This window comes from Arthrobacter sp. FW306-05-C (genome assembly GCF_021801725.1).
In the GTDB taxonomy this organism is placed as follows: domain Bacteria; phylum Actinomycetota; class Actinomycetes; order Actinomycetales; family Micrococcaceae; genus Arthrobacter.
This window is the reverse complement of the sequence record NZ_CP084556.1, coordinates 4,213,283-4,238,480: the sequence shown is the minus strand read 5'-3', so window position 1 is coordinate 4,238,480 and position 25,198 is coordinate 4,213,283. Positions and strand designations below refer to the sequence as shown.

General features: G+C 62.3%; 10 protein-coding genes and 5 rRNA genes. 12 read left to right on the top strand and 3 right to left on the bottom strand.

The window, feature by feature from the left end:
• The first annotated feature begins 286 nt into the window (after positions 1-286).
• From LFT44_RS19625 to LFT44_RS19570, 12 genes are all read left to right on the top strand, one after another.
• A 23S ribosomal RNA gene (locus tag LFT44_RS19625) occupies positions 287-3,416 on the top strand.
• 173 nt (positions 3,417-3,589) lie between these two features.
• Positions 3,590-3,706 (top strand): 5S ribosomal RNA (rrf, locus tag LFT44_RS19620).
• 93 nt (positions 3,707-3,799) lie between these two features.
• The gene (locus tag LFT44_RS19615; protein WP_236800189.1) at positions 3,800-4,810 is read left to right on the top strand and encodes a LacI family DNA-binding transcriptional regulator; all 1,011 of its coding nucleotides are present in this window, start codon (positions 3,800-3,802) and stop codon (positions 4,808-4,810) included.
• A 96-nt stretch (positions 4,811-4,906) separates the two neighbouring features.
• Positions 4,907-7,936 carry a glycoside hydrolase family 2 TIM barrel-domain containing protein gene (locus LFT44_RS19610; RefSeq protein ID WP_236800188.1) on the top strand — a complete coding sequence of 1,010 codons (3,030 nt, stop codon included), beginning with the start codon at positions 4,907-4,909 and terminating at the stop codon, positions 7,934-7,936.
• Between the two features lie 561 nt (positions 7,937-8,497).
• A 16S ribosomal RNA gene (locus LFT44_RS19605) occupies positions 8,498-10,020 on the top strand.
• Between the two features lie 534 nt (positions 10,021-10,554).
• A 23S ribosomal RNA gene (locus tag LFT44_RS19600) occupies positions 10,555-13,684 on the top strand.
• Between the two features lie 169 nt (positions 13,685-13,853).
• Positions 13,854-13,970, top strand: a 5S ribosomal RNA gene (gene rrf, locus LFT44_RS19595).
• Together the 16S, 23S and 5S rRNA genes form the textbook arrangement of a ribosomal RNA operon.
• 186 nt (positions 13,971-14,156) lie before the next feature.
• Complete coding sequence (locus tag LFT44_RS19590; RefSeq protein ID WP_236798899.1) at positions 14,157-15,485, top strand: ISL3 family transposase; 1,329 nt, start codon at positions 14,157-14,159, stop codon at positions 15,483-15,485.
• A gap of 488 nt (positions 15,486-15,973) precedes the next feature.
• A complete protein-coding gene (locus tag LFT44_RS19585; RefSeq protein WP_011693739.1) occupies positions 15,974-16,258 on the top strand; it encodes an HU family DNA-binding protein in 285 nt (94 codons plus the stop codon).
• A 111-nt stretch (positions 16,259-16,369) separates the two neighbouring features.
• Complete coding sequence (locus tag LFT44_RS19580; protein ID WP_236800187.1) at positions 16,370-18,547, top strand: cytochrome c oxidase assembly protein; 2,178 nt, start codon at positions 16,370-16,372, stop codon at positions 18,545-18,547.
• Positions 18,547-20,571, top strand: a complete 2,025-nt coding sequence (locus LFT44_RS19575) for an NHL domain-containing thioredoxin family protein (protein ID WP_236800186.1) — start codon at positions 18,547-18,549, stop codon at positions 20,569-20,571. Before LFT44_RS19580 ends, LFT44_RS19575 begins: the two co-directional genes overlap by 1 nt.
• Before the next feature lie 168 nt (positions 20,572-20,739).
• Complete coding sequence (locus LFT44_RS19570) at positions 20,740-21,609, top strand: type IV toxin-antitoxin system AbiEi family antitoxin domain-containing protein (protein WP_236800185.1); 870 nt, start codon at positions 20,740-20,742, stop codon at positions 21,607-21,609.
• 68 nt (positions 21,610-21,677) lie between these two features.
• Here the strand turns inward: LFT44_RS19570 and LFT44_RS19565 are convergent, their stop codons facing one another.
• From LFT44_RS19565 to LFT44_RS19555, 3 genes are all read right to left on the bottom strand, one after another.
• Positions 21,678-22,670, bottom strand: coding sequence for a hypothetical protein (locus tag LFT44_RS19565; RefSeq protein ID WP_236800184.1), 993 nt, complete (start codon positions 22,668-22,670; stop codon positions 21,678-21,680).
• 167 nt (positions 22,671-22,837) lie between these two features.
• Entirely contained in the window at positions 22,838-24,613 is a 1,776-nt protein-coding gene (locus LFT44_RS19560; protein ID WP_236800183.1) for a helicase HerA-like domain-containing protein, read from the bottom strand.
• 9 nt (positions 24,614-24,622) lie between these two features.
• Positions 24,623-25,195 carry a GNAT family N-acetyltransferase gene (locus LFT44_RS19555; RefSeq protein WP_236800182.1) on the bottom strand — a complete coding sequence of 191 codons (573 nt, stop codon included), beginning with the start codon at positions 25,193-25,195 and terminating at the stop codon, positions 24,623-24,625.
• Between the last annotated feature and the right edge of the window lie 3 nt (positions 25,196-25,198).

Here is a 25,198-nt window from a genome sequence, read left to right as displayed (position 1 = left end):
TGGTGCTGGGGTTGTTCTTTCCTTTGTGGGAAGGGTGGGCCTGGTGTTGTGGGTTTGTTTGTTTCTGGTTTCCCTGCCATGACGTCCTGCACGTGTTTGACTCCTTTTTTTGGGGGTTTGTGTGTGGGGTGTGTGGTGTGGGGTTGTTGTTTGAGAACTACATAGTGGACGCGAGCATCTTGTATAAGAAGCAATTTCCAAGATTATGAACCTGGATCTGGTTCGTGTGCCTTTGGGTGCGCGGGACAGTTTCTGTGGTTCTCTCGAAAATGTTTTTGATCTTTGTGGTCAAGTTTTTAAGAGCACACGGTGGATGCCTTGGCATTAGGAGCCGAAGAAGGACGTAGGAATCTGCGATAAGCCTGGGGGAGTCGATAACCGGACTGTGATCCCAGGGTGTCCGAATGGGGAAACCCCGCCAGGGGCGTGAGTTGCCTGGTGACCCGTACCTGAACACATAGGGTGCGTGGGGGGAACGCGGGGAAGTGAAACATCTCAGTACCCGCAGGAAGAGAAAACAATAGTGATTCCGTTAGTAGTGGCGAGCGAACGCGGATCAGGCTAAACCGTTCCATGTGTGATAGCCGGCGGGCGTTGCATGGTCGGGGTTGTGGGACTTTCCATACCAGTTCTGCCGGGCTGGTGGGGTGTGATGTGCGCGCATAGGTGAACGGTTTTGAAAGGCCGGCCAGAGAGGGTGTTAGTCCCGTAACCGTAATGTGTTTGTACCGCCTGTGAGAGTATCCCAAGTAGTACGGGGCCCGAGAAATCCCGTGCGAATCTGTCAGGACCACCTGATAAGCCTAAATACTCCCTAATGACCGATAGCGGACCAGTACCGTGAGGGAAAGGTGAAAAGTACCCCGGGAGGGGAGTGAAACAGTACCTGAAACCGTGTGCTTACAATCCGTCGGAGCCAGTCTGATTCTGGTGACGGCGTGCCTTTTGAAGAATGAGCCTGCGAGTTAGTGTTACGTCGCGAGGTTAACCCGTGTGGGGCAGCCGTAGCGAAAGCGAGTCTGAATAGGGCGTGTGAGTGGCGTGATCTAGACCCGAAGCGAAGTGATCTACCCATGGCCAGGTTGAAGCGACGGTAAGACGTCGTGGAGGACCGAACCCACTTCAGTTGAAAATGGAGGGGATGAGCTGTGGGTAGGGGTGAAAGGCCAATCAAACTTCGTGATAGCTGGTTCTCCCCGAAATGCATTTAGGTGCAGCGTTGCGTGTTTCTTGCTGGAGGTAGAGCTACTGGATGGCTAATGGGCCCTACAAGGTTACTGACGTCAGCCAAACTCCGAATGCCGGTAAGTGAGAGCGCAGCAGTGAGACTGTGGGGGATAAGCTTCATAGTCGAGAGGGAAACAGCCCAGACCACCAACTAAGGCCCCTAAGCGTGTGCTAAGTGGGAAAGGATGTGGAGTTGCCCAGACAACCAGGAGGTTGGCTTAGAAGCAGCCACCCTTAAAAGAGTGCGTAATAGCTCACTGGTCAAGTGATTCCGCGCCGACAATGTAGCGGGGCTCAAGTACACCGCCGAAGTTGTGGCATTCACATATTGTCCTAGCCTTCGTGGTTCAGGAGTGTGGATGGGTAGGGGAGCGTCGTGTGGGCGGTGAAGCTGCGGTGTAAACCAGTGGTGGAGCCTACACGAGTGAGAATGCAGGCATGAGTAGCGAAAGACGGGTGAGAAACCCGTCCGCCGAATGATCAAGGGTTCCAGGGTCAAGCTAATCTGCCCTGGGTAAGTCGGGACCTAAGGCGAGGCCGACAGGCGTAGTCGATGGACAACGGGTTGATATTCCCGTACCGGCGAAAAACCGCCCATGCTGAGCGGGGGATACTAACTGCCCGAAACCTGCCTGACACCCCTTGTGGGTGAAGGGTTTTGGTGGAGCGCAGGACCTGATCCCGGGAGGCAAGCGTATTAACAGGTGTGACGCAGGAAGGTAGCCGAGCCGGGCGATGGTTGTCCCGGTCTAAGGATGTAGGGCGAATGGTAGGCAAATCCGCCATTCATATGGCCTGAGATCTGATGGGACCCCCGTATGGGGGGATTTGGTGATCCTATGCTGCCGAGAAAAGCATCGACGCGAGGTTTTAGCCGCCCGTACCCCAAACCGACACAGGTGATCAGGTAGAGAATACCAAGGCGATCGAGAGAATTATGGTTAAGGAACTCGGCAAAATGCCCCCGTAACTTCGGGAGAAGGGGGGCCCCAACCTTGAACACCACATCGCTGGTGGGAGGGGATCGGGGCCGCAGAGACCAGGGGGAAGCGACTGTTTACTAAAAACACAGGTCCGTGCGAAGTCGCAAGACGATGTATACGGACTGACTCCTGCCCGGTGCTGGAAGGTTAAGAGGACCGGTTAGCCGCAAGGCGAAGCTGAGAATTTAAGCCCCAGTAAACGGCGGTGGTAACTATAACCATCCTAAGGTAGCGAAATTCCTTGTCGGGTAAGTTCCGACCTGCACGAATGGAGTAACGACTTCCCCGCTGTCTCAACCATAAACTCGGCGAAATTGCAGTACGAGTAAAGATGCTCGTTACGCGCAGCAGGACGGAAAGACCCCGAGACCTTTACTATAGTTTGGTATTGGTGTTCGGAGTGGCTTGTGTAGGATAGGTGGGAGACGTTGAAGCCCGGACGCCAGTTCGGGTGGAGTCATCGTTGAAATACCACTCTGGTCACTTTGGACATCTAACTTCGGCCCGTAATCCGGGTCAGGGACAGTGCCTGATGGGTAGTTTAACTGGGGCGGTTGCCTCCTAAAAAGTAACGGAGGCGCCCAAAGGTTCCCTCAGCCTGGTTGGCAATCAGGTGTCGAGTGTAAGTGCACAAGGGAGCTTGACTGTGAGAGAGACATCTCGAGCAGGGACGAAAGTCGGGACTAGTGATCCGGCGGTACATTGTGGAATGGCCGTCGCTCAACGGATAAAAGGTACCTCGGGGATAACAGGCTGATCTTGCCCAAGAGTCCATATCGACGGCATGGTTTGGCACCTCGATGTCGGCTCGTCGCATCCTGGGGCTGGAGTAGGTCCCAAGGGTTGGGCTGTTCGCCCATTAAAGCGGTACGCGAGCTGGGTTTAGAACGTCGTGAGACAGTTCGGTCCCTATCCGCTGCGCGCGCAGGAAATTTGAGAAGGGCTGTCCTTAGTACGAGAGGACCGGGACGGACGAACCTCTGGTGTGTCAGTTGTACTGCCAAGTGCACCGCTGATTAGCTACGTTCGGATGGGATAACCGCTGAAAGCATCTAAGCGGGAAGCTCGCTTCAAGATGAGATTTCCATACACCCTCGGGTGTGAGAGGCCCCCAGCCAGACCACTGGGTTGATAGGCCGGATGTGGAAGCGAGGACTAACGACTCGTGAAGCTGACCGGTACTAATAGGCCAACAACTTACACCACACAGAAACATACAAAACTCTGCTTGCGTCCACTATGTGGTTCCCAACCAACAACCCCCAACACCACGGGTTAATGGCACGGAACCAACAACTACATACAACAACACCACCAATGTTGTAACCACAAAGTCTTCCCACCCCCAGGCAACACCAGGGGGGTTCGGGTGAAAAGGTTACGGCGGTCATAGCGTGGGGGAAACGCCCGGTCCCATTCCGAACCCGGAAGCTAAGACCCACAGCGCCGATGGTACTGCACCCGGGAGGGTGTGGGAGAGTAGGTCACCGCCGGAACATCATTAACTGGTCGAGGCCCCAACCACACGGTTGGGGCCTCCCACATTTAACAACCAAAAAGGATACCGGGGACGCTTAGACTTACCGGTTATGACCCCGCGAAGTTCCGGCCCCGCGCCCAAGCGTGCCACCATCCTGGACGTGGCGGCGGCAGCAGGCGTGTCACGCCAAACCGTGACCCGAGCCATGAACGGTATGACAGGCATCAGCCAGGAGACCAGGGAACGGGTCCAGAAGCTCGCGGCAGAGCTCGGCTACACCCCCAGCCGCTTTGCAAAGGGACTGGTACAGGGTGCCCGGATCTCTGTCGGGCTCGCCATCCCCGATCTGACCAACCCTTATTTCCCTGCCTTTGCCTCCAGCGTGGTGGAGGCGGCCACCTCCCGCGGGTGGAATGTGGTGGTGGACGACTACGGCCACGGCAGCGGAAGCGCGGTGGACGCTGCCGCCCGGCTGGCACCCCAGGTGGACGCGCTGATTGGCTACCTCGCGCCCCATCCCGACGAAGCCCAGGACATCATGGGCCGCCGCCCCGTCGTCGCACTTGACTCGCCAAACGCGGGCACGGCCGGCGGAATTGCTTTTGATTTCCACCACGCAGCCCGGCTCGGGCTCACGCACCTGGTGTCCCGGGGCTGCCGTAACATCGCCTTCCTGGACTCCGACCAGGGAGGCCCGCCCAGCAGCCGCAGCGCCGCCGCAGCAGCTGTGGCGGCTGACGCCGGCATGCAGCTCACCCGCCTCCAGGCCGCGCCATCCGCGGACGGGGCGAGGCTGGCCATAGCTGGCCTCGGACCGGCCGGCGGCGGATGGCCCGACGGCATTCTCGCTTTCAATGACCTCATGGCCGCAGGAGTGCTGAAGGCCCTGCAGGAAGCAGGCGTAGCTGTTCCCGGCGACTGTGCGGTCATGGGCATGGACGGAATACCGCTGGGCGAACTCTTGACGCCCGAGCTGACCACCCTGTCGCTGGATCTCCGCGCGGTGGGCCGGGCCGCCGTCGGACTTCTGGACGGGTTGCTGTTCGGCTCAATCCCGGAGCGCAGCCCTGCCGCATACCTGACCCTTCAGCACCAGCTGGTTCTCCGGCAGTCCGCCTGACCCCTACTCAAATGACGCGCAAGACGATAAGCTCTTGCCGTGCCTGCGTGAACGTTCACGCAGCGGCCCGTTCAACGTCCCCAGCAAGGAAACCACATGTCTGTGCACCTCCCCGCCGCGACCGCCGGCGTCCACTCCGGCAGGGCAACCGCAGGCGCTTCCCGCAACCTCGAGCTAGGCAGCGAGGACGTCGCCGAACTCGCCTCACTGGAACCAGGCCGGGGCAGCCTTCCCGCGCGGGCCTACCTGGCGTCGGATGCAGCGCGGGTCTCGCTGAACGGTGAGTGGCAGTTCCGGCTGAGCCCGGGAATCCGGACAGCCCCCAAAGACGGATGGCAGCAGGGAAAAGATCTGGATGGCTTCACCACCCTTCCCGTCCCATCCAGCTGGAACATGCACGGCCACGGGTCACCGGCCTACACCAACGTCCAGTTCCCGTTCCCGGTGGAACCGCCCCATGTGCCGGACGCCAACCCGATCGGTGACCACGTGGTGACCTTTCACGCAGGCCCGGAGTTCTTCCCGCATGCGCTCCTGCGGTTCGACGGCATCGACAATGCCGGAACCGTATGGTTGAACGGAGTGGAGCTTGGTACCACCCGGGGTAGCCGGCTGGCCCACGAGTTCGACGTCTCGGGGGTCCTTGTTGAAGGCACCAACACGTTGGCCGTGAGGGTGGCCCAGTTCTCCGCCGCAAGTTACGTGGAGGACCAGGACATGTGGTGGCTCCCCGGGATCTTCCGGGACGTGACACTCCAGGCCCGGCCGGCGGACGGCATCGATGACGTCTTTGTCCACGCAGGCTATGACCCGGGCACGGGCGAAGGCGTGCTCCGCACTGAGGTGACCCGAGCCGGGCAGCCGGTTGACGCCGTCGTACGTGTTCCGGAACTTGGCCTTGAACTGCTGTCGGGCACCGAGCAGCGCATTCCCGCCGTGGAACCCTGGTCCGCGGAAGTCCCCCGCCTCTACGATGCAACGGCCAGCACGCCCGGCGAGACGGTTTCGCTGCAGCTGGGCTTCCGGAGCATCACCATCGAAGACGCCCAGTTCAAGGTGAACGGCCGCCGCATCCTGCTGCGCGGCGTGAACCGCCATGAGCACCATCCCCGGCTGGGCCGTGCCGTGCCCCGGGAGGTCATGGAATCGGAACTGCGGCTGATGAAACAGCACAACATCAATGCCATCCGGACTTCGCACTACCCGCCGCACCCCGATTTCCTGGCGCTGGCGGACCAGTTGGGTTTCTACGTGGTCCTTGAATGCGACCTCGAAACTCATGGCTTCCACAGTGCCGGCTGGGCGCAGAACCCCAGCGATGACCCGCAGTGGGAGGGTGCGCTGCTGGACCGGATGCAGCGTACGGTGGAGCGCGACAAGAACCACCCGTCCGTGATCATGTGGTCGCTGGGCAACGAGGCGGGCACCGGGCGGAACCTCGCGGCCATGTCCCGCTGGACCAAGGACAGGGACGCGTCCCGGCCCATCCACTACGAAGGCGACTGGTCCTCGCCCGATGTGGATGTCTACTCCCGGATGTATGCCAGCCAGGCCGAGACGGCGCTCATCGGCCAGGGCATCGAACCGCCGCTGGAGGACGCCGGACTCGACGCGCGCCGCCGCGCCATGCCGTTCGTGCTGTGCGAATACGTGCACGCCATGGGCAACGGGCCGGGCGGCATGAGCGAGTACCAGGAGCTGTTCGAAAAGTACCCGCGACTCATGGGCGGCTTCGTCTGGGAGTGGCTGGAGCACGGGATCACGGTGCCTTCTCCGGGAGGCGGTGAGCATTTCGCATACGGCGGGGACTTCGGCGAAGAGGTCCACGATGGAAACTTCGTCACCGACGGGCTGGTGGACGCCAACCGGAAACCCCGTCCTGGACTCCTGGACTTCAAGAAGGTGGTTGAACCGCTGCATATCGACGTCTCGCCGTCCTGGACAGGCTTCACTGTCCGGAACGGGCAGGATTTCGCGGACACCTCAGCCTTCCGCTTCCAGTACAAGGTGGAGGCCGGCGGCGTGATACAGCGTGAGGGATCGGTGGCCATCGCCCCGCTGGCACCTCAGTCCCAGGCTGCTGTGGAGTTGCCGGCGGAGGTTGGAGAGTTTGCGGCGGGGCTGTCGGAGGACTCCGACGCCATACTCACCGTCAGTGCCGTGCTGGCCGCAGACACCGCCTGGGCCGGTGACGGCCACGAGATCGCCTGGGGGCAGGGGGCCCGCTTCGCTCCTCCGGGTGCGGGGGTGCCGGCCCGCGACTTCGTGGAGGTGGGAGACGAGGAGCTGCGGCTCGGCACTGCGGTATTCGACCGGGCCACGGGGATGCCCACCTCGATTGCCGGGCTGCCTGTTGAGAAACTCGCCTTGGTCCTGTGGTGGCCGCCGACCGACAACGACCTTGGGCGCGAATGGGGCGGCGCGGACCCCCGCCCGCTTGCTACCCAATGGCAGGACGCAGGACTCCACCGGTTGCACCCCCGCCTCCTGGGAATCAGTGCGGAGTCAACGGACGACGGCGGTGAGCACCTTCGCGTCAGCACGCGCGTCGCCGCGGCGGACAAGCAGTTTGGGGTACTGGTGGACTACCTGTGGACCAGCAGTGACGGTTCGCTGGCACTCCGGACGCAGGTCAAACCTGTAGGGGACTGGGTCAACGCGGGCTTCGACGTCGAGTGGGCCCGGATAGGGCTGGAGCTCATTCTGGGGGCGGAGACTGGCTCTGTGGGATGGCTGGGCCAAGGTCCGCATCAGAGTTACCCGGACACCGGCCAGGGCGCACGTCTGGGATGGTTCGAATCGACTCCCGCCGGCTTGGATGTTGACTACGTCCGCCCCCAGGAGTCGGGCGCCCGGTCCGGCGTGCGGTCCGCCGTCCTGGAGACCGGGGGTAGGCGGCTGCGACTTTCCGGCGAGCCGTTTGCCCTGACCGTTCGGCCCTATGGCTTGGACGTGCTTGCCGCTGCGAACCACAGGCCGGACCTCGCGCCGGACGGCCGCACTTACATTTACTTGGACCACGCCTTGAGGGGCGTGGGGACCGCCGCCTGTGGACCCGGGGTGCTGGAGCCCTACCGGCTGAAGCCGCGGGAGGCTGACTTCGAGGTGGTCCTGCGCCTGGAGTAAGAAACCCGGCGGGATGTGACCCACTCCATAGAAGCCGTTCTCCTGCTCTGTTCGCATGCCAGGCCTGGTGTTTGCCGCCGGAAACCCCGCCATTCCGGGGTTTTCGGCGGTACCTTGGGCTCTTTCTACCCGATTTGCGGTGGGGGTTGTGTGGGGGTATTGTTTTCTGAGTCGCCGCCGCTGAAGCGGAAAGATAGCGGCCAACCCCCCTTTTTTGAACGGCCTGGAAATGGTTCGCTTTTGTGGCGTGCTGTGTGTGGGTGGGGGCTGATTCTGGTGGTTTTGGACGCGGGAACGTGGTTTGCAAAGCCGGGCCGGATCGGGTAAGTTTGAAAAGTTGCTCCGGAGCGATCCTGAACGTTGGTTTGGGTGGTGCCGGGTGTGTCTGTTGTTTGAGAACTCAATAGTGTGCCAAGTTTGTTGATACCGATTATGTAATGTGATTGGTTGATTGTGCTGTGCCGCCACCCCGTGGTGTGCATGGTGTTTTTGGCTGGTTTCAAATTTTGTGCAGCCGTGGTCGCCGTTATTTCCGGTGGTTGTGGTTGTGTCTGTTTGTTTTCAACGGAGAGTTTGATCCTGGCTCAGGATGAACGCTGGCGGCGTGCTTAACACATGCAAGTCGAACGATGATGCCAGCTTGCTGGTGGATTAGTGGCGAACGGGTGAGTAACACGTGAGTAACCTGCCCTTGACTCTGGGATAAGCCTGGGAAACTGGGTCTAATACCGGATATGACTGATCATCGCATGGTGGTTGGTGGAAAGCTTTTGTGGTTTTGGATGGACTCGCGGCCTATCAGCTTGTTGGTGGGGTAATGGCCTACCAAGGCGACGACGGGTAGCCGGCCTGAGAGGGTGACCGGCCACACTGGGACTGAGACACGGCCCAGACTCCTACGGGAGGCAGCAGTGGGGAATATTGCACAATGGGCGAAAGCCTGATGCAGCGACGCCGCGTGAGGGATGACGGCCTTCGGGTTGTAAACCTCTTTCAGTAGGGAAGAAGCGTAAGTGACGGTACCTGCAGAAGAAGCGCCGGCTAACTACGTGCCAGCAGCCGCGGTAATACGTAGGGCGCAAGCGTTATCCGGAATTATTGGGCGTAAAGAGCTCGTAGGCGGTTTGTCGCGTCTGCCGTGAAAGTCCGGGGCTCAACTCCGGATCTGCGGTGGGTACGGGCAGACTAGAGTGATGTAGGGGAGACTGGAATTCCTGGTGTAGCGGTGAAATGCGCAGATATCAGGAGGAACACCGATGGCGAAGGCAGGTCTCTGGGCATTAACTGACGCTGAGGAGCGAAAGCATGGGGAGCGAACAGGATTAGATACCCTGGTAGTCCATGCCGTAAACGTTGGGCACTAGGTGTGGGGGACATTCCACGTTTTCCGCGCCGTAGCTAACGCATTAAGTGCCCCGCCTGGGGAGTACGGCCGCAAGGCTAAAACTCAAAGGAATTGACGGGGGCCCGCACAAGCGGCGGAGCATGCGGATTAATTCGATGCAACGCGAAGAACCTTACCAAGGCTTGACATGAACCAGACCGGGCTGGAAACAGTCCTTCCCCTTTGGGGTTGGTTTACAGGTGGTGCATGGTTGTCGTCAGCTCGTGTCGTGAGATGTTGGGTTAAGTCCCGCAACGAGCGCAACCCTCGTTCCATGTTGCCAGCGGGTAGTGCCGGGGACTCATGGGAGACTGCCGGGGTCAACTCGGAGGAAGGTGGGGACGACGTCAAATCATCATGCCCCTTATGTCTTGGGCTTCACGCATGCTACAATGGCCGGTACAAAGGGTTGCGATACTGTGAGGTGGAGCTAATCCCAAAAAGCCGGTCTCAGTTCGGATTGGGGTCTGCAACTCGACCCCATGAAGTCGGAGTCGCTAGTAATCGCAGATCAGCAACGCTGCGGTGAATACGTTCCCGGGCCTTGTACACACCGCCCGTCAAGTCACGAAAGTTGGTAACACCCGAAGCCGGTGGCCTAACCCCTTGTGGGAGGGAGCTGTCGAAGGTGGGACTGGCGATTGGGACTAAGTCGTAACAAGGTAGCCGTACCGGAAGGTGCGGCTGGATCACCTCCTTTCTAAGGAGCACCTACAATGATCCGTCGCCAATGCATGTTGGTGGTGGGTGTGTTGTCAGGAGTAAAGGCCCGTTGCACGGACGACTGTTCCGTGGCGGGTGCTCAAGGGTGGAATATCAACAAATAGCGGCTGTCTGGTCTTTTGGTCTTCTTTAGTACGAACCCTGGTGGTTCTGGAACGGTGGGCCGGGGGTTTGCCGGGTGGTTTAGTGTTTGGCACACTGTTGGGTCCTGAGACAACAGGACCATGGTGCTGGGGTTGTTCTTTCCTTTGTGGGAAGGGTGGGCCTGGTGTTGTGGGTTTGTTTGTTTCTGGTTTCCCTGCCATGACGTCCTGCACGTGTTTGACTCCTTTTTTTGGGGGTTTGTGTGTGGGGTGTGTGGTGTGGGGTTGTTGTTTGAGAACTACATAGTGGACGCGAGCATCTTGTATAAGAAGCAATTTCCAAGATTATGAACCTGGATCTGGTTCGTGTGCCTTTGGGTGCGCGGGACAGTTTCTGTGGTTCTCTCGAAAATGTTTTTGATCTTTGTGGTCAAGTTTTTAAGAGCACACGGTGGATGCCTTGGCATTAGGAGCCGAAGAAGGACGTAGGAATCTGCGATAAGCCTGGGGGAGTCGATAACCGGACTGTGATCCCAGGGTGTCCGAATGGGGAAACCCCGCCAGGGGCGTGAGTTGCCTGGTGACCCGTACCTGAACACATAGGGTGCGTGGGGGGAACGCGGGGAAGTGAAACATCTCAGTACCCGCAGGAAGAGAAAACAATAGTGATTCCGTTAGTAGTGGCGAGCGAACGCGGATCAGGCTAAACCGTTCCATGTGTGATAGCCGGCGGGCGTTGCATGGTCGGGGTTGTGGGACTTTCCATACCAGTTCTGCCGGGCTGGTGGGGTGTGATGTGCGCGCATAGGTGAACGGTTTTGAAAGGCCGGCCAGAGAGGGTGTTAGTCCCGTAACCGTAATGTGTTTGTACCGCCTGTGAGAGTATCCCAAGTAGTACGGGGCCCGAGAAATCCCGTGCGAATCTGTCAGGACCACCTGATAAGCCTAAATACTCCCTAATGACCGATAGCGGACCAGTACCGTGAGGGAAAGGTGAAAAGTACCCCGGGAGGGGAGTGAAACAGTACCTGAAACCGTGTGCTTACAATCCGTCGGAGCCAGTCTGATTCTGGTGACGGCGTGCCTTTTGAAGAATGAGCCTGCGAGTTAGTGTTACGTCGCGAGGTTAACCCGTGTGGGGCAGCCGTAGCGAAAGCGAGTCTGAATAGGGCGTGTGAGTGGCGTGATCTAGACCCGAAGCGAAGTGATCTACCCATGGCCAGGTTGAAGCGACGGTAAGACGTCGTGGAGGACCGAACCCACTTCAGTTGAAAATGGAGGGGATGAGCTGTGGGTAGGGGTGAAAGGCCAATCAAACTTCGTGATAGCTGGTTCTCCCCGAAATGCATTTAGGTGCAGCGTTGCGTGTTTCTTGCTGGAGGTAGAGCTACTGGATGGCTAATGGGCCCTACAAGGTTACTGACGTCAGCCAAACTCCGAATGCCGGTAAGTGAGAGCGCAGCAGTGAGACTGTGGGGGATAAGCTTCATAGTCGAGAGGGAAACAGCCCAGACCACCAACTAAGGCCCCTAAGCGTGTGCTAAGTGGGAAAGGATGTGGAGTTGCCCAGACAACCAGGAGGTTGGCTTAGAAGCAGCCACCCTTAAAAGAGTGCGTAATAGCTCACTGGTCAAGTGATTCCGCGCCGACAATGTAGCGGGGCTCAAGTACACCGCCGAAGTTGTGGCATTCACATATTGTCCTAGCCTTCGTGGTTCAGGAGTGTGGATGGGTAGGGGAGCGTCGTGTGGGCGGTGAAGCTGCGGTGTAAACCAGTGGTGGAGCCTACACGAGTGAGAATGCAGGCATGAGTAGCGAAAGACGGGTGAGAAACCCGTCCGCCGAATGATCAAGGGTTCCAGGGTCAAGCTAATCTGCCCTGGGTAAGTCGGGACCTAAGGCGAGGCCGACAGGCGTAGTCGATGGACAACGGGTTGATATTCCCGTACCGGCGAAAAACCGCCCATGCTGAGCGGGGGATACTAACTGCCCGAAACCTGCCTGACACCCCTTGTGGGTGAAGGGTTTTGGTGGAGCGCAGGACCTGATCCCGGGAGGCAAGCGTATTAACAGGTGTGACGCAGGAAGGTAGCCGAGCCGGGCGATGGTTGTCCCGGTCTAAGGATGTAGGGCGAATGGTAGGCAAATCCGCCATTCATATGGCCTGAGATCTGATGGGACCCCCGTATGGGGGGATTTGGTGATCCTATGCTGCCGAGAAAAGCATCGACGCGAGGTTTTAGCCGCCCGTACCCCAAACCGACACAGGTGATCAGGTAGAGAATACCAAGGCGATCGAGAGAATTATGGTTAAGGAACTCGGCAAAATGCCCCCGTAACTTCGGGAGAAGGGGGGCCCCAACCTTGAACACCACATCGCTGGTGGGAGGGGATCGGGGCCGCAGAGACCAGGGGGAAGCGACTGTTTACTAAAAACACAGGTCCGTGCGAAGTCGCAAGACGATGTATACGGACTGACTCCTGCCCGGTGCTGGAAGGTTAAGAGGACCGGTTAGCCGCAAGGCGAAGCTGAGAATTTAAGCCCCAGTAAACGGCGGTGGTAACTATAACCATCCTAAGGTAGCGAAATTCCTTGTCGGGTAAGTTCCGACCTGCACGAATGGAGTAACGACTTCCCCGCTGTCTCAACCATAAACTCGGCGAAATTGCAGTACGAGTAAAGATGCTCGTTACGCGCAGCAGGACGGAAAGACCCCGAGACCTTTACTATAGTTTGGTATTGGTGTTCGGAGTGGCTTGTGTAGGATAGGTGGGAGACGTTGAAGCCCGGACGCCAGTTCGGGTGGAGTCATCGTTGAAATACCACTCTGGTCACTTTGGACATCTAACTTCGGCCCGTAATCCGGGTCAGGGACAGTGCCTGATGGGTAGTTTAACTGGGGCGGTTGCCTCCTAAAAAGTAACGGAGGCGCCCAAAGGTTCCCTCAGCCTGGTTGGCAATCAGGTGTCGAGTGTAAGTGCACAAGGGAGCTTGACTGTGAGAGAGACATCTCGAGCAGGGACGAAAGTCGGGACTAGTGATCCGGCGGTACATTGTGGAATGGCCGTCGCTCAACGGATAAAAGGTACCTCGGGGATAACAGGCTGATCTTGCCCAAGAGTCCATATCGACGGCATGGTTTGGCACCTCGATGTCGGCTCGTCGCATCCTGGGGCTGGAGTAGGTCCCAAGGGTTGGGCTGTTCGCCCATTAAAGCGGTACGCGAGCTGGGTTTAGAACGTCGTGAGACAGTTCGGTCCCTATCCGCTGCGCGCGCAGGAAATTTGAGAAGGGCTGTCCTTAGTACGAGAGGACCGGGACGGACGAACCTCTGGTGTGTCAGTTGTACTGCCAAGTGCACCGCTGATTAGCTACGTTCGGATGGGATAACCGCTGAAAGCATCTAAGCGGGAAGCTCGCTTCAAGATGAGATTTCCATACACCCTCGGGTGTGAGAGGCCCCCAGCCAGACCACTGGGTTGATAGGCCGGATGTGGAAGCGAGGACTAACGACTCGTGAAGCTGACCGGTACTAATAGGCCAACAACTTACACCACACAGAACATACAAAACTCTGCTTGCGTCCACTATGTGGTTCCCAACCAACAACCCCCAACACGGGTCGATGGCACGGAACCAACAACTGAATACAACAACACCACCAATGTTGTAACCACAAAGTCTTCCCACCCCCAGGCAACACCAGGGGGGTTCGGGTGAAAAGGTTACGGCGGTCATAGCGTGGGGGAAACGCCCGGTCCCATTCCGAACCCGGAAGCTAAGACCCACAGCGCCGATGGTACTGCACCCGGGAGGGTGTGGGAGAGTAGGTCACCGCCGGAACAACTATTACAGTAGGGCCCTGACAACGAAACGTCAGGGCCCTACCACTTTAACCACCACAGCCGCCAGGCCCCGGCTCCCAGAAACCCCAGCCCACCTCCGGCGGGTAAAACGGCTCTTCGTGGTTGGTGGGGAATTGAGTTCGTGTCGTTGAAGACAAGAGGGCCCGTGGCCCTGCTGGGATGAGTGTGTCTAGCATTCAACCTGGAACAGGACCACGAGCCTTTGAACGAGCCTACCGGGGTCGCAGCCGACGCTGCCACTATCCTCTTCAACCTGCCCGACTACCATGTCATCTCCACCACCATCACTGCCGGCCGGAGGCAGGTCATCGTTGAAACGGACCAGCTACCGGGCTGCCCGAGCTGCGGGGTCATCGCTTCCCGGCGGAAAGAGCGCCGCCTTCAACGGCTCCGTGATATTCCTGTCGCCGGGCCCGTGGAGGTCCTCTGGTCCAAGTACCGCTGGTACTGCGAGGAACCGGCCTGCGACCGGCTCTCGTTCTTCGAATCCACGCCCCAGGTCCCGCGCCATGCCCGGTCCACGAGCCGCCTTCGGGACCAGCTCGTGGACGCCGTCATCCGCTCCGGCCGGGCCGTCTCGGAGACCGCTGCCGGCTTCTCCGTGTCCTGGTGGATGGTCCGGGCTGCGGTGACCGAAGCCTGCCTGCTGCGGTTGCCCGACGTGGACAAGCTCAGCCCGCGGATGCTCGGCATCGACGAACACCGGTTCCGGTCCGTGCGCTACTTCCAGGACCCGTCAACGAAGGCGTGGACCCGGTTCGAACCCTGGATGACAACCATCGTTGATCTCGACACCGGCCAGGTCCTCGGTGTCGTCGACGGGCGGGACCACAAGGGCGTCGGGGACTGGCTGTTCGCCCGGCCCCTGGAGTGGCGCCTGGCCGTGCAGGTCGTCGCGATCGACCCCTCGGCGGCATTCCGTAAAGCGCTCCGGATGTGGCTGCCGCGCACGGCAGTCGCCGTTGATCATTTCCACCTGATCTCCCTGGCGAACCAGGCCATGACGGAGACCCGGCAGAACCTCTCGCAACAGGTCAAGGGCCGCCGCGGCCGGGCCATCGACAAGGCCTGGGCCCACCGCATGCTGCTCCTCCGGGGCGGCGACACCCTCAGCTGCAGGGCCGGCCGCCGACTCGAGGAAGTATTCACCCTGGACGATCCCACAGGAACCCTCCAGGCTGTTTGGAACGTCAAGGAACAACTCCGGGCACTACTCCGCACCGGCTCGCTCGAAGACGCCGCGACGGCCAAGACGGTACTCGAGGAACTGGTCAGGGCAGCCGCACGGCCGGAGACGAACAGGCTCTACCGAACCGTCTGCAGATGGTGGAAAGAGATAGAGGTGCTGATCATTACCGGCGCCACAACAGGGAAGGTCGAGGCCAACAACACCGCTATCAAGAACATCAAGCGAACCGCCCGCGGGTACCGCAACGCAGCCAACTACAAATCCGTTATTCTCTTACGAAGTGCCGTCCGGACGGCGGCATGACGCTCATTCCAGGGACCCGTTTCCCCACGAACCGCGAAGAGCCGGTAAAACACCAACCCCCGCTCACCTTTGACGGGTAAACGATCAACCCCAGCTCACTTCTGGCGGGTAAGCGATCAACCCCCGCTCACTTCTGGCGGGTAAACCATCGACCCCCGCTCACCTGGTAACGATGCCTTGAGAGCGGGCGCCCAGGGAAAACCTGCCAGACGTGAGCCGGCGTCGGGGGAGGATCCGCCAGACGTGAGCGGGCGCCGGGGGAGAACCCGCCAGAAGTGAGCGGGCGCCGGTGACGAAACCGGGCCGGGAGCCCAAACCGGTCCCGGCGGGGCGCGAATATGGCCCGGAATCGGTGATTAACCTCAAAAAGTCCCGGAAACACGCGGAATTTGCGGATCGGAAGGGCCCAAGCTGGTAAGTTTTCGGACAGTGGCCCGTGCGCATGCCGCGTGCAGGCTCCAGAATCAGAACCGTCCAGGAGGACATAAATGGCTAAGAACCGTAGTGAACTTGTTGCAGAGGTAGCAGGCAAGGCCGGCACCAGCCAGGCTGCTGTTAACTCCGTCCTCGATGCACTGTTCGAGGTTTTCGAGACTTCTGTCGCCGCCGGCGAGAAGATCACCATCCCGGGCTGGCTCGCAGTTGAGCGCACCGACCGTGCAGCCCGCACCGGCCGCAACCCGCAGACCGGCGAGACCATCCAGATTGCAGCAGGCCACAGCGTGAAGCTGACCGCCGGCTCCAAGCTGAAGGCTGCAGTCTCCAAGAAGTAGGCTTCCCCTGCCGGCATATCACCGGCCGGAACAGGAGCGGCAACCGAGAGGTTGCCGCTCCTTGCTTTTTAACCCGGATTCGCGGCCTGGGCGGGCGTGGCGGACAATGGAATGGTGTCTTCTGCCGCAAAACCACGTTCCACCCCTCCCCAGACCGATCCCGGCAAGGGAGCTGCGGTCCGGGATGCCGGAACCCGGGGGATTACGCTGCCCTGGCAGCTTGCGGGCCTGGCGGCGCTCTTCCTTGGCCTCGCGGCAGCCCTGATCTTCTCCGGCGCCGCAGCGGCCCGCAGCGTTGCCGATCCCGGGGCACTGGTCCGGTGGGGCCTGCCGATCAGCAAGGCCATCCATAACGTTTCGTTGGCGACCGTCGTCGGGGGCCTGGTCTTCGCCGTCGGCATCCTTCCAAAGAACCTCAACGCCCGGCACCACACTCCGCGAGGCCGGGGAACGGCAGCTTCAGGAGGCAGTGAAGTACCGGAGCACCCCGCCTTCACCCGCGCGCTGGCGATAGCAGCTGTCGCCGGTGCGGTGTGGACCTTGTCCGCCATCGCAGTCCTGGTACTCACGTACGGCGACGTAGCAGGGCAGGGGCTGTCCGGTGATCCCGCCTTCACCCAGGCGCTGGTCTACTTCATGACCGATATTGAAACCGGCCGCGCATGGCTCGCCGTCATCATCATTGCCGCAGTGGTCACCACCGCGCTGTTCGGCGTCCGGTCCCTGGGCGGCCTGGCCCTCACCCTCATTCTGGCCCTGATCGGCCTGGTACCCACAGCCCTGATCGGCCACTCGTCAAGCTCTTCCGATCACGAAGGTGCCATCAACTCGCTCGGCCTGCACCTTGTGGGCGTGACCACCTGGGTGGGCGGCATCATCATCCTGGCCCTGCTCTCCGGCATCCTGACCGACGCGAAGCCCGGCGCGGCAACTGACATCACCGAACCCACACTCCGGCGCTTCTCCAGCCTGGCCGGGTTCGCTTTCGTACTGGTCTTCGCCTCAGGCATCATCAACGCCAGCATCCGCGTCACCAGCTGGTCCGATCTCTTCGGTTCCGCCTACGGACAGCTGATCCTGGCCAAGACCGCAGCCGCGGTGGTGTTGGGCGGCATCGGCTTCATGCACCGGCAGTGGGTCATTCCGCAACTGGGACGCAAGGGCTCCACCCTGTCCTCCAGGCGTGTCCTGTGGCAGCTCATTGTCGCTGAACTGCTGATCATGGGCGCCACGTCCGGCATCGCCGTGGCCCTGGGCCGCTCAGCCCCGCCACAGCCCACCGAGCCCGCCCCCAACGCGTCACCCGCCTTCATCCTCAGCGGCTACGAGCTGCCGCCCGAACTCACACCGGAACGCTGGCTCACCGAGTGGCGGCTGGACTGGATCTGGGTGGGCGTTGCCCTGTTCGGGCTGGTGACCTACTTCATGGGCGTCGCCAAGATCCGCAGGCGAGGCGACTCCTGGCCCTGGTTCCGGTCGCTGAACTGGGTCATTGGCCTGGTGGTGCTGACTTACATCACGTCCGGGCCGCCGTCGGTCTATGGCCGCATCCTGTTCTCCGCGCACATGGTGGACCACATGGCGCTGACCATGGTGGCGCCAATCTTCCTGGTGCTGGGCGCTCCGGTGACCCTGGCACTGCGGGCGCTGCCTGCCCGTGGCGACGGCTCCCGCGGCATGCGGGAGTGGCTCCTGGTCTTCGTGCACTCCAAGTTCTCGCAGCTGGTCACGCACCCGCTGTTCGCGGCGGCCAACTTTGCCGGCTCCATCGTGCTGTTCTACTACTCGGACCTGTTCGGCTTCGCCATGCGGGAGCACGTGGGCCATGAACTGATGAACCTGCACTTCCTGCTGACGGGCTACATCTTCGTGCTGACCATGATCGGCACGGACCCGCTTCCCCGCCGCGCCCCGTACCCCATGCGGCTGCTCCTGCTCCTGGCCACCATGGGCTTCCACGCCTTCTTCGGGGTCTCCATCATGGGCGGGACCGGGCTCCTGGCCGCGGACTACTTCGGCAACCTGGGCCGTGCCTGGGGCCCCTCGGCACTGGCGGACCAGCAGGCCGGCGGCGCCGTGGCCTGGGGCATCGGTGAGGTGCCCACGCTGCTGGTGGCGATCGGCGTCGCCATTATGTGGTCCGGGTCGAGCCAGCGGGAGGCGACACGCGTGGACCGCGCGGCGGACAGGAATAATGACGCCGATCTAACCGCTTACAACGATATGTTTGCCAAATTGGCCGAACGCGATGCCAGGCTGGCTGAACGCAACAAGCTGGAAGGACGCTGATGAGCGAAACCGTACGCACGCATGCCCGGGTCCGGGCCTCCGAACTGGTGGGCCGCAACTGGTTGAACACCGGTGGCAAGACCCTTGACCTGGAGGCCCTGCGCGGCAAGATCGTGCTGCTCGATTTCTGGACCTTCTGCTGCATCAACTGCCTGCACGTTCTGGATGAGCTGCGCCCGCTGGAGCAGCAGTACTCCGATGTGCTGGTCACCGTGGGCGTCCACTCGCCCAAGTTCGAGCACGAGGCTGACCCGGTGGCGCTGGCCGCGGCCGTGGAGCGCTACGAGATCCACCACCCCGTGCTGGACGACCCCGAGCTGGACACCTGGAAGGCCTACACGGCCCGCGCCTGGCCCACCCTGGTGGTCATCGACCCGGAGGGCTACATCGTGGCCCACCTCTCCGGTGAGGGCCACGCGGACGGGTTGGCCGTCCTGATCCCCGAACTGATCGCCGAGCACGAAGCCAAGGGCACGCTCCACCGCGGCTCAGGCCCCTACGTGGCGCCCGAAGCGACCTCCGGCACCCTGCGCTTCCCCGGCAAGGCGCTCTTCCTGCCGCCGGGCCGCGGATCCACGGCCTTGGCTGGAACGTCCGACGACGGCACGCCAGCAGGTGCCGCAGCCGCCGTTGCTGCCGACAAGGGCTCCTGGCTGGTCACCGACACCGGGCACCACCGCCTGGTGGAACTCGGCACCGACTTCGATACCGTCCTGGCCACCTTCGGCTCCGGCACCAAGGGCTACGCCGACGGTCCCGCCGCGGGGGACACCGCCAGCGCCCAGTTCAACGAACCCCAGGGCTTGGTCCTGCTGCCGGAAGACGTGGCAGCCAAGGCGGGCTACGACGTCGTCATTGCCGACTCGGTCAACCACCGCCTGCGCGGACTCTCGCTCACGGACGGCAAGGCCTCCACCCTGGCAGGCAACGGCATCCAGCGGCTGCTGGAAACCGGGCCTGCGCGCGTGGACGAGGAAGGCGCCGGCTTCAGCGGCTCACTGGGCAACGACCCACTGGACGTTGCGCTGAGCTCGCCCTGGGACGTTGTGTGGTCGCGCAAGCTGAACGCGGTGGTAGTGGCCATGGCCGGCACGCACCAGATCTTCAGCTTTGACCCCGTCGCCGGTGCCGTGTCAATCATCGCCGGCAACGGCTTGGAAGGGCTGCTGGACGGACCGGCGCACGAATCCTGGTTTGCCCAGTCCTCCGGCTTGGCCGAAGACGCCGATGGCAACATCTGGGTTGCGGACTCGGAAACCTCCGCCCTCCGGAAACTGGTCATCGCCGACGGCGGCACCATCACCGTGGAGACCGCTGTGGGCAAGGGCCTGTTCGACTTCGGCTTCCGCGACGGCCCCGCCGCCGAAGCCCGGCTTCAGCACCCGCTCGGGGTCACTGTCCTGCCCGACGGGTCCGTGGCGATTGCCGACACGTACAACGGAGCCGTGCGCCGCTACGACCCCGCGTCCGGAACCGTGTCCACCCTGGCCCGCGGCCTCGCCGAGCCCTCCGACGTGATCGTGGACCACACGCAGTCCGCGGGCTCCGAACCCCTGCTGGTGGTGGTTGAGGCCAACAAGCACCAGCTGGTGTACGTACCGATCCCCAAGGAAGCGCAGCAGGTGGACGAGGGCGCGTCCCAGACCCAGCGGCCCAAGAGCCCCGTGGCGCCCGGCACGCTGGACCTGACCGTCCGCTTCACGGCGCCCACCGGACAGAAGCTCGATGACCGCTGGGGCGACCCCACGCAGCTGAAGATCTCCTCCACCCCGCCCGAGCTGCTGGTCTCCGGCGGCGGAACCTCGGTGGGACTGCTGCGCACCCTGGAGCTGTCCGCGGACGTGCCCGAGGGCGTGCTGCACATCACCGCCCGCGCCGCCGCCTGCGACGGCCCCGAGACCGAGGACGGCGAGATCCCGGACCACGCCGCCTGCCACCTTTACCAGCAGGACTGGGGCATCCCGGTGGTCCTGCAGTCCGACGGTGATACCGAGCTGGTGCTGGACCTGCGCGGCATGGACTGACCGCGTTCTTTCCTGCTGAACTGGCCCAGTTTTCAAGCTTTGAAAGCCTGAAGACGGGGCCAGTTCCGTTTCTGCGGCCCCAAAACCGGGCCAGTGCGCACAGCCCCCTTGCCCACATAGCGCCCGTGATACCTGCCGACAGCCACTGGGGACAGACATTGTGGCGTCATGGACCCATCGGAAATCCTCAAATCCGCCGGAGGAGTGCTGCTGCGGCGCGACGTGGCTGCCGCCGGGGCGACGGAAACAGAGATCAGCCGCGCAGTTCGTGGCGGGCAGGTGGTGCGGTTGGAGCGCGGGCTGCTGGCCGTTCCGGGTGCTGACGCCGAGCTGGTGGGCGCAGGACTGGCCCGCAGCCTGCTGACGTGCGCATCTGCCGCCCCGCATTACGGTCTCTGGCAGCTTCAACCGGCTGCCCGGCCGCACTACTGGCAAAGCAACGGAAGACGTGCCCTCCGTTGTGTCAGCCACCGCCTTCCCCTGACGCAGAGGCCCCATCATCGGACCCTTGCAGCACTTCCCGACGTCCTGCTTCACGCACTGCTGTGCCTGCCGGAACTCGAGTCGCTGGTCATGGTGGAATGCGCCTACAACAGAGGGGACATTGAGCCGTCCCTGCTGTTGCGCCACCTGAAGGGTAACCGGTCAGGCAAAGCACGCAATGTTGTGTCCAAGGTTGAACGCGGCGCAGACTCTCTCCTGGAAACCTTGGCCCGGGTGCTGTTCCGGGAGGCGGGCATAGCCACCGAGACCCAGGTGTGGATCGAGGGGATCGGCCGCGTGGACTTCCTGCTGGAAGGGTTCCTCATCGTGGAAATTGACGGGCTCGCCTTCCATCTTGATGCCCGTCAATTCAAAAAGGACCGCCGCAGGGACAACATGGCTGTCCGTCACGGACTACCCGTACTCAGATTCTTCTATGACGACGTGGTCTTCGCCCCGGAATCCGTCCTGGCGCAGGTCCGGGAGGTCCTGGCTCGCGGGTCACTGCGGTGGCCGCAGCCGAACCAGCCCGGTTTTCGGGGCGGTTGGGTCTAGGACACTGAAGAACACGGAAGTCAGGGCTTCAAAACTGGGCCAGTCTGGCGCAGCACCCTGAAGCAGGGCTAGAAGCTCAGCTGCGGAGTGACCTTGACCGTGTCACCCGTGACATCCAGGCGGGTGGTGAAGCTGAAGTCCACCTCTGCGTCCAGCGGGTACCAGGCCCCCGTGAACGAGTTCTGCTGCAGCGCTTCCACCTTGGCCTTGCCGTCCAGGGGCGCAACCACCCAGCGGCCGTCGAACGGCTCCACGGAGACGCCGGGGTATTCGGTCACGGTCCACCGGATGCTGCCGTCCTGGACCCTGTTGTTGCTGGCGTAGTAGAAGGGGCAGTCCGGCTGGAGCTTCTGTTCCTTGACTGCCTCCGCCGCGCAGCCGTCCAGGAATTCCCGGATCTTGGCGGCAACGTCGCTTTTCAGCTTGTCCGTGGCCTGGGTCAGCAGGTTGAGCGGGGCCACGGGGGCATCCTTGGAGGTGACCGTGGCGCTGGTGGCGGCAGCGGAGAAGTACTGTCCGTCCAGGGAGGCCTCGTACTGGCCGGGGTAGAACACGGCGAACGAGTTGCGGCCGTTGGGCATGTTCACGGGAACACCGTTGACCTGGGCCTCGTTGCCGTTGACCACGGTGATGTCCACAGTGGGCAGCCGCGACGGCACGAACGCCCACGTGTTGAAGAACAGCCACTCGGTGCCGGTCTTTTGGAGCAGGAATTCCGTGTGCAGCCTGCTGCCGTCGATCGTGTAGTCCATGGGCACCATCACCTGGTTGTCCGGGCGTTCCTGCGGGTCCCCGATGCTGATGTTGGAGAGCCGGGAAGCGGACGACTGCAGCCCCGGGCCGTCCAGCATCGCGGCGTTGCTGGGCGGAACGGAGGCCTTGAGGAGCCCCAGGGCGCGCCCGCCGTCACCGCTCTTCAGCGCGTCCAGGTACTCCCGGACCGGCTGCTGCGGGCTGGCCACCGTGTTGTTCACAACGTTGATGGCCACGATGGCTCCGGCGACGGCAAGCATGAGGCCCAACAGCCATCCGGCCGCGATCCTCACCAACGCTTGACTCATCTGCACGTTCTACACAGTAACGTCAGTGCGGACGCACTCTAAAGTTGGTGTCCCCCTAATCAGACAGGCAACACCTACGTAACGCCCGACGGCGGGGCGCCGGGACAGCGGCAACAGGAGCCTTGGGCACCGGCCAGGGACAGCAGTTGCCGCCTGGGAAACGCGGGTCAGCGACGGCGGCGGCGGGATGACGTGCCGAACACTCCGCGAAGCAATTCGCGGCCCAGCTGCGTACCCATGGACCGTGCCATGCTCTTCAGCCCGCCGCCCAGGGCACCACCGAGGACCCCGCCCAGATCACCCATCATGCCGCCCGGCTCCGGCCGTGGGGACGACGGCTTCCTGGAGCGGGGCGCCTTGGCGCGGGGCTTGGACTCACGTGGCTCGCTGTAATCAGGGGTGCCGTACTGCACGTCGGAATCCTCTGGCGCCGGAACCGGGGCCTGCGGTGGCCTGCTGCTGGGCCGGCCCAGGATTTCCTCCTCGATCCTCCGTGCTTCAGCGTCCACGTCATAAGCGCCAGGAGCAGTTGGGGCACCGGCCGAAGCGCCGCCAGCAGGCTCAGAAGCCGCCGGACCCGTGGGCGCGGCCGCCTTGCCGTTCAGCTTCTCGTATGCGGAAGGGTTGTCCACCGCAGTTCCGTACTTGCCCAGCAGCGCCGAACCGGCCACGGTGCTGCGGACCAGGGCTTCGTCGCTGGGACCCATGACGGATTCGGGGGCGCGCAGCCGGGTGAGGGCCACCGGGGTGGGGGCGCCTTTTTCGTTCATGACGGTGATGACGGCCTCACCGATGCCGGCGGAGGTCAGGGTCTCTTCGAGGTCGTAGTCGCTCACCGGGAACGTGGACACCGTGGCCTTCAGCGCCTTGGCGTCCTCGGGGGTGAACGCGCGCAGGGCGTGCTGCACCCGGTTGGCCAGCTGGCCCAGGACGTCGGCGGGCACGTCCTTGGGCGTCTGGGTGACGAAGAAGATGCCCACGCCCTTGGACCGGATCAGCCGGACGGTGGTGGTGATGGCTTCCAGGAAAGCCTTCGTGGCGCCGTTGAAGAGCAGGTGCGCCTCGTCCAGGAAGAACACGAGCTTGGGCTTGTCCAGGTCGCCGGCCTCGGGGAGGTCCTCGAACAGGTCTGCAAGAAGCCACATCAGGAAGGTGGAGAACAGCATGGGCTTGGTCTGCAGGGTGGGAAGCTCCAGGCACGTGACCACCCCGCGGCCATCCGGGGCGGTGCGCAGCAGCTCCGCGGTGTCGAATTCCGGCTCGCCGAAGAATTTCTCCAGGCCCTGGGCCTCCAGGTTCACGAGCTCCCGCAGGATCACACCGGCCGTCGCCTTGGACAGGCCGCCGAGTTCCTCCAGCTTGTCCTTGCCCTCGTCCGAGGTGAGGAACTGGATGACGGCGCGCAGGTCCTTGAGGTCGATCAGCTCCAGGCCGTTCTTGTCCGCGAAGTAGAACACCAGCTGCAGGCTGGATTCCTGTGTGTCGTTCAGTTCCATGATCCTGGAGAGCAGGATGGGCCCGAATGAGGTGACCGTGGCGCGGACCGGGACGCCGTTGCCGTCGCCGCCCAGCGCCAGGAACTCCACCGGGAACGTCTTGCCCTCCCACGGCTGGCCGATGCTGTCCGTGCGGGCCTTGAGTTTGTCGCTCCCGACGGCGGCCGTGGCCAGGCCGGAGAGGTCACCCTTGATGTCGGCCAGGAACACGGGGACCCCGGCGGTGGAGAGCTGTTCGGCCATCATGTGCAGCGTGACGGTCTTGCCGGTTCCGGTGGCGCCGGCCACCAGCCCGTGCCGGTTCATCATGGCCAGCGGCAGCCGCACCGGCGCGTCCTTGTGCAGTTCGCCGTCGATGATGGCGGCTCCCAGCTCGATGGTGGCGCCTTCCAGGGTGTAGCCCTTCTGGAGGGTGGCAAGCTTCTCTGCTGTGGTTTTGGTGGCCATGGCGCTAGCTTAGCGGCGGCTGCCCTGCCTGCCGGGAGACACCGCCGTCCAATTCTGCGGCGCCAGGTCCCTGGTGAACGCCAGCGGCCCGATGGTCTCCGGATCGGCGTCCACGTCGAACTGCGCCCGGTAGCCGGTGTTCAGGTAGAGGTGCTTGGCCTCGGGCTGCCGCGGACCGGTGGTGAGGTACAGCCGGGTGTAGCCGCGGGCGGCGGCCATGGCCTCGAGTTCGGCCAGCACAAAACGGCCCAAGCCACGACGCCGGTGGGCTGAGTGGGTCCAGATCCGTTTCAGTTCGGCGGTGGTGTCGTCGTACCGGCGGAACGCCCCGCCGGCGATCGACTCGCCGTCCTCCTGGATCACCAGGAGCGCGCCGTTCGGCTCCTCGAATTCCTCCGCCGGGTAGCGGTTCAGTTCCTCTGCGGCAGCGCTGCGCCCGAACAGGTCCCCGTAGCGGGTGTCATATTCGACGGCGAGCTCGTCCAGCAGCGGTCGGACCCGCGGATCGTGCATGGGCAGGCTGAGGACCGTAAGGCTGGCGGGATCGAGGGACCGGGGTTTGAGGTCGGGTTCTGCGGTCACGGA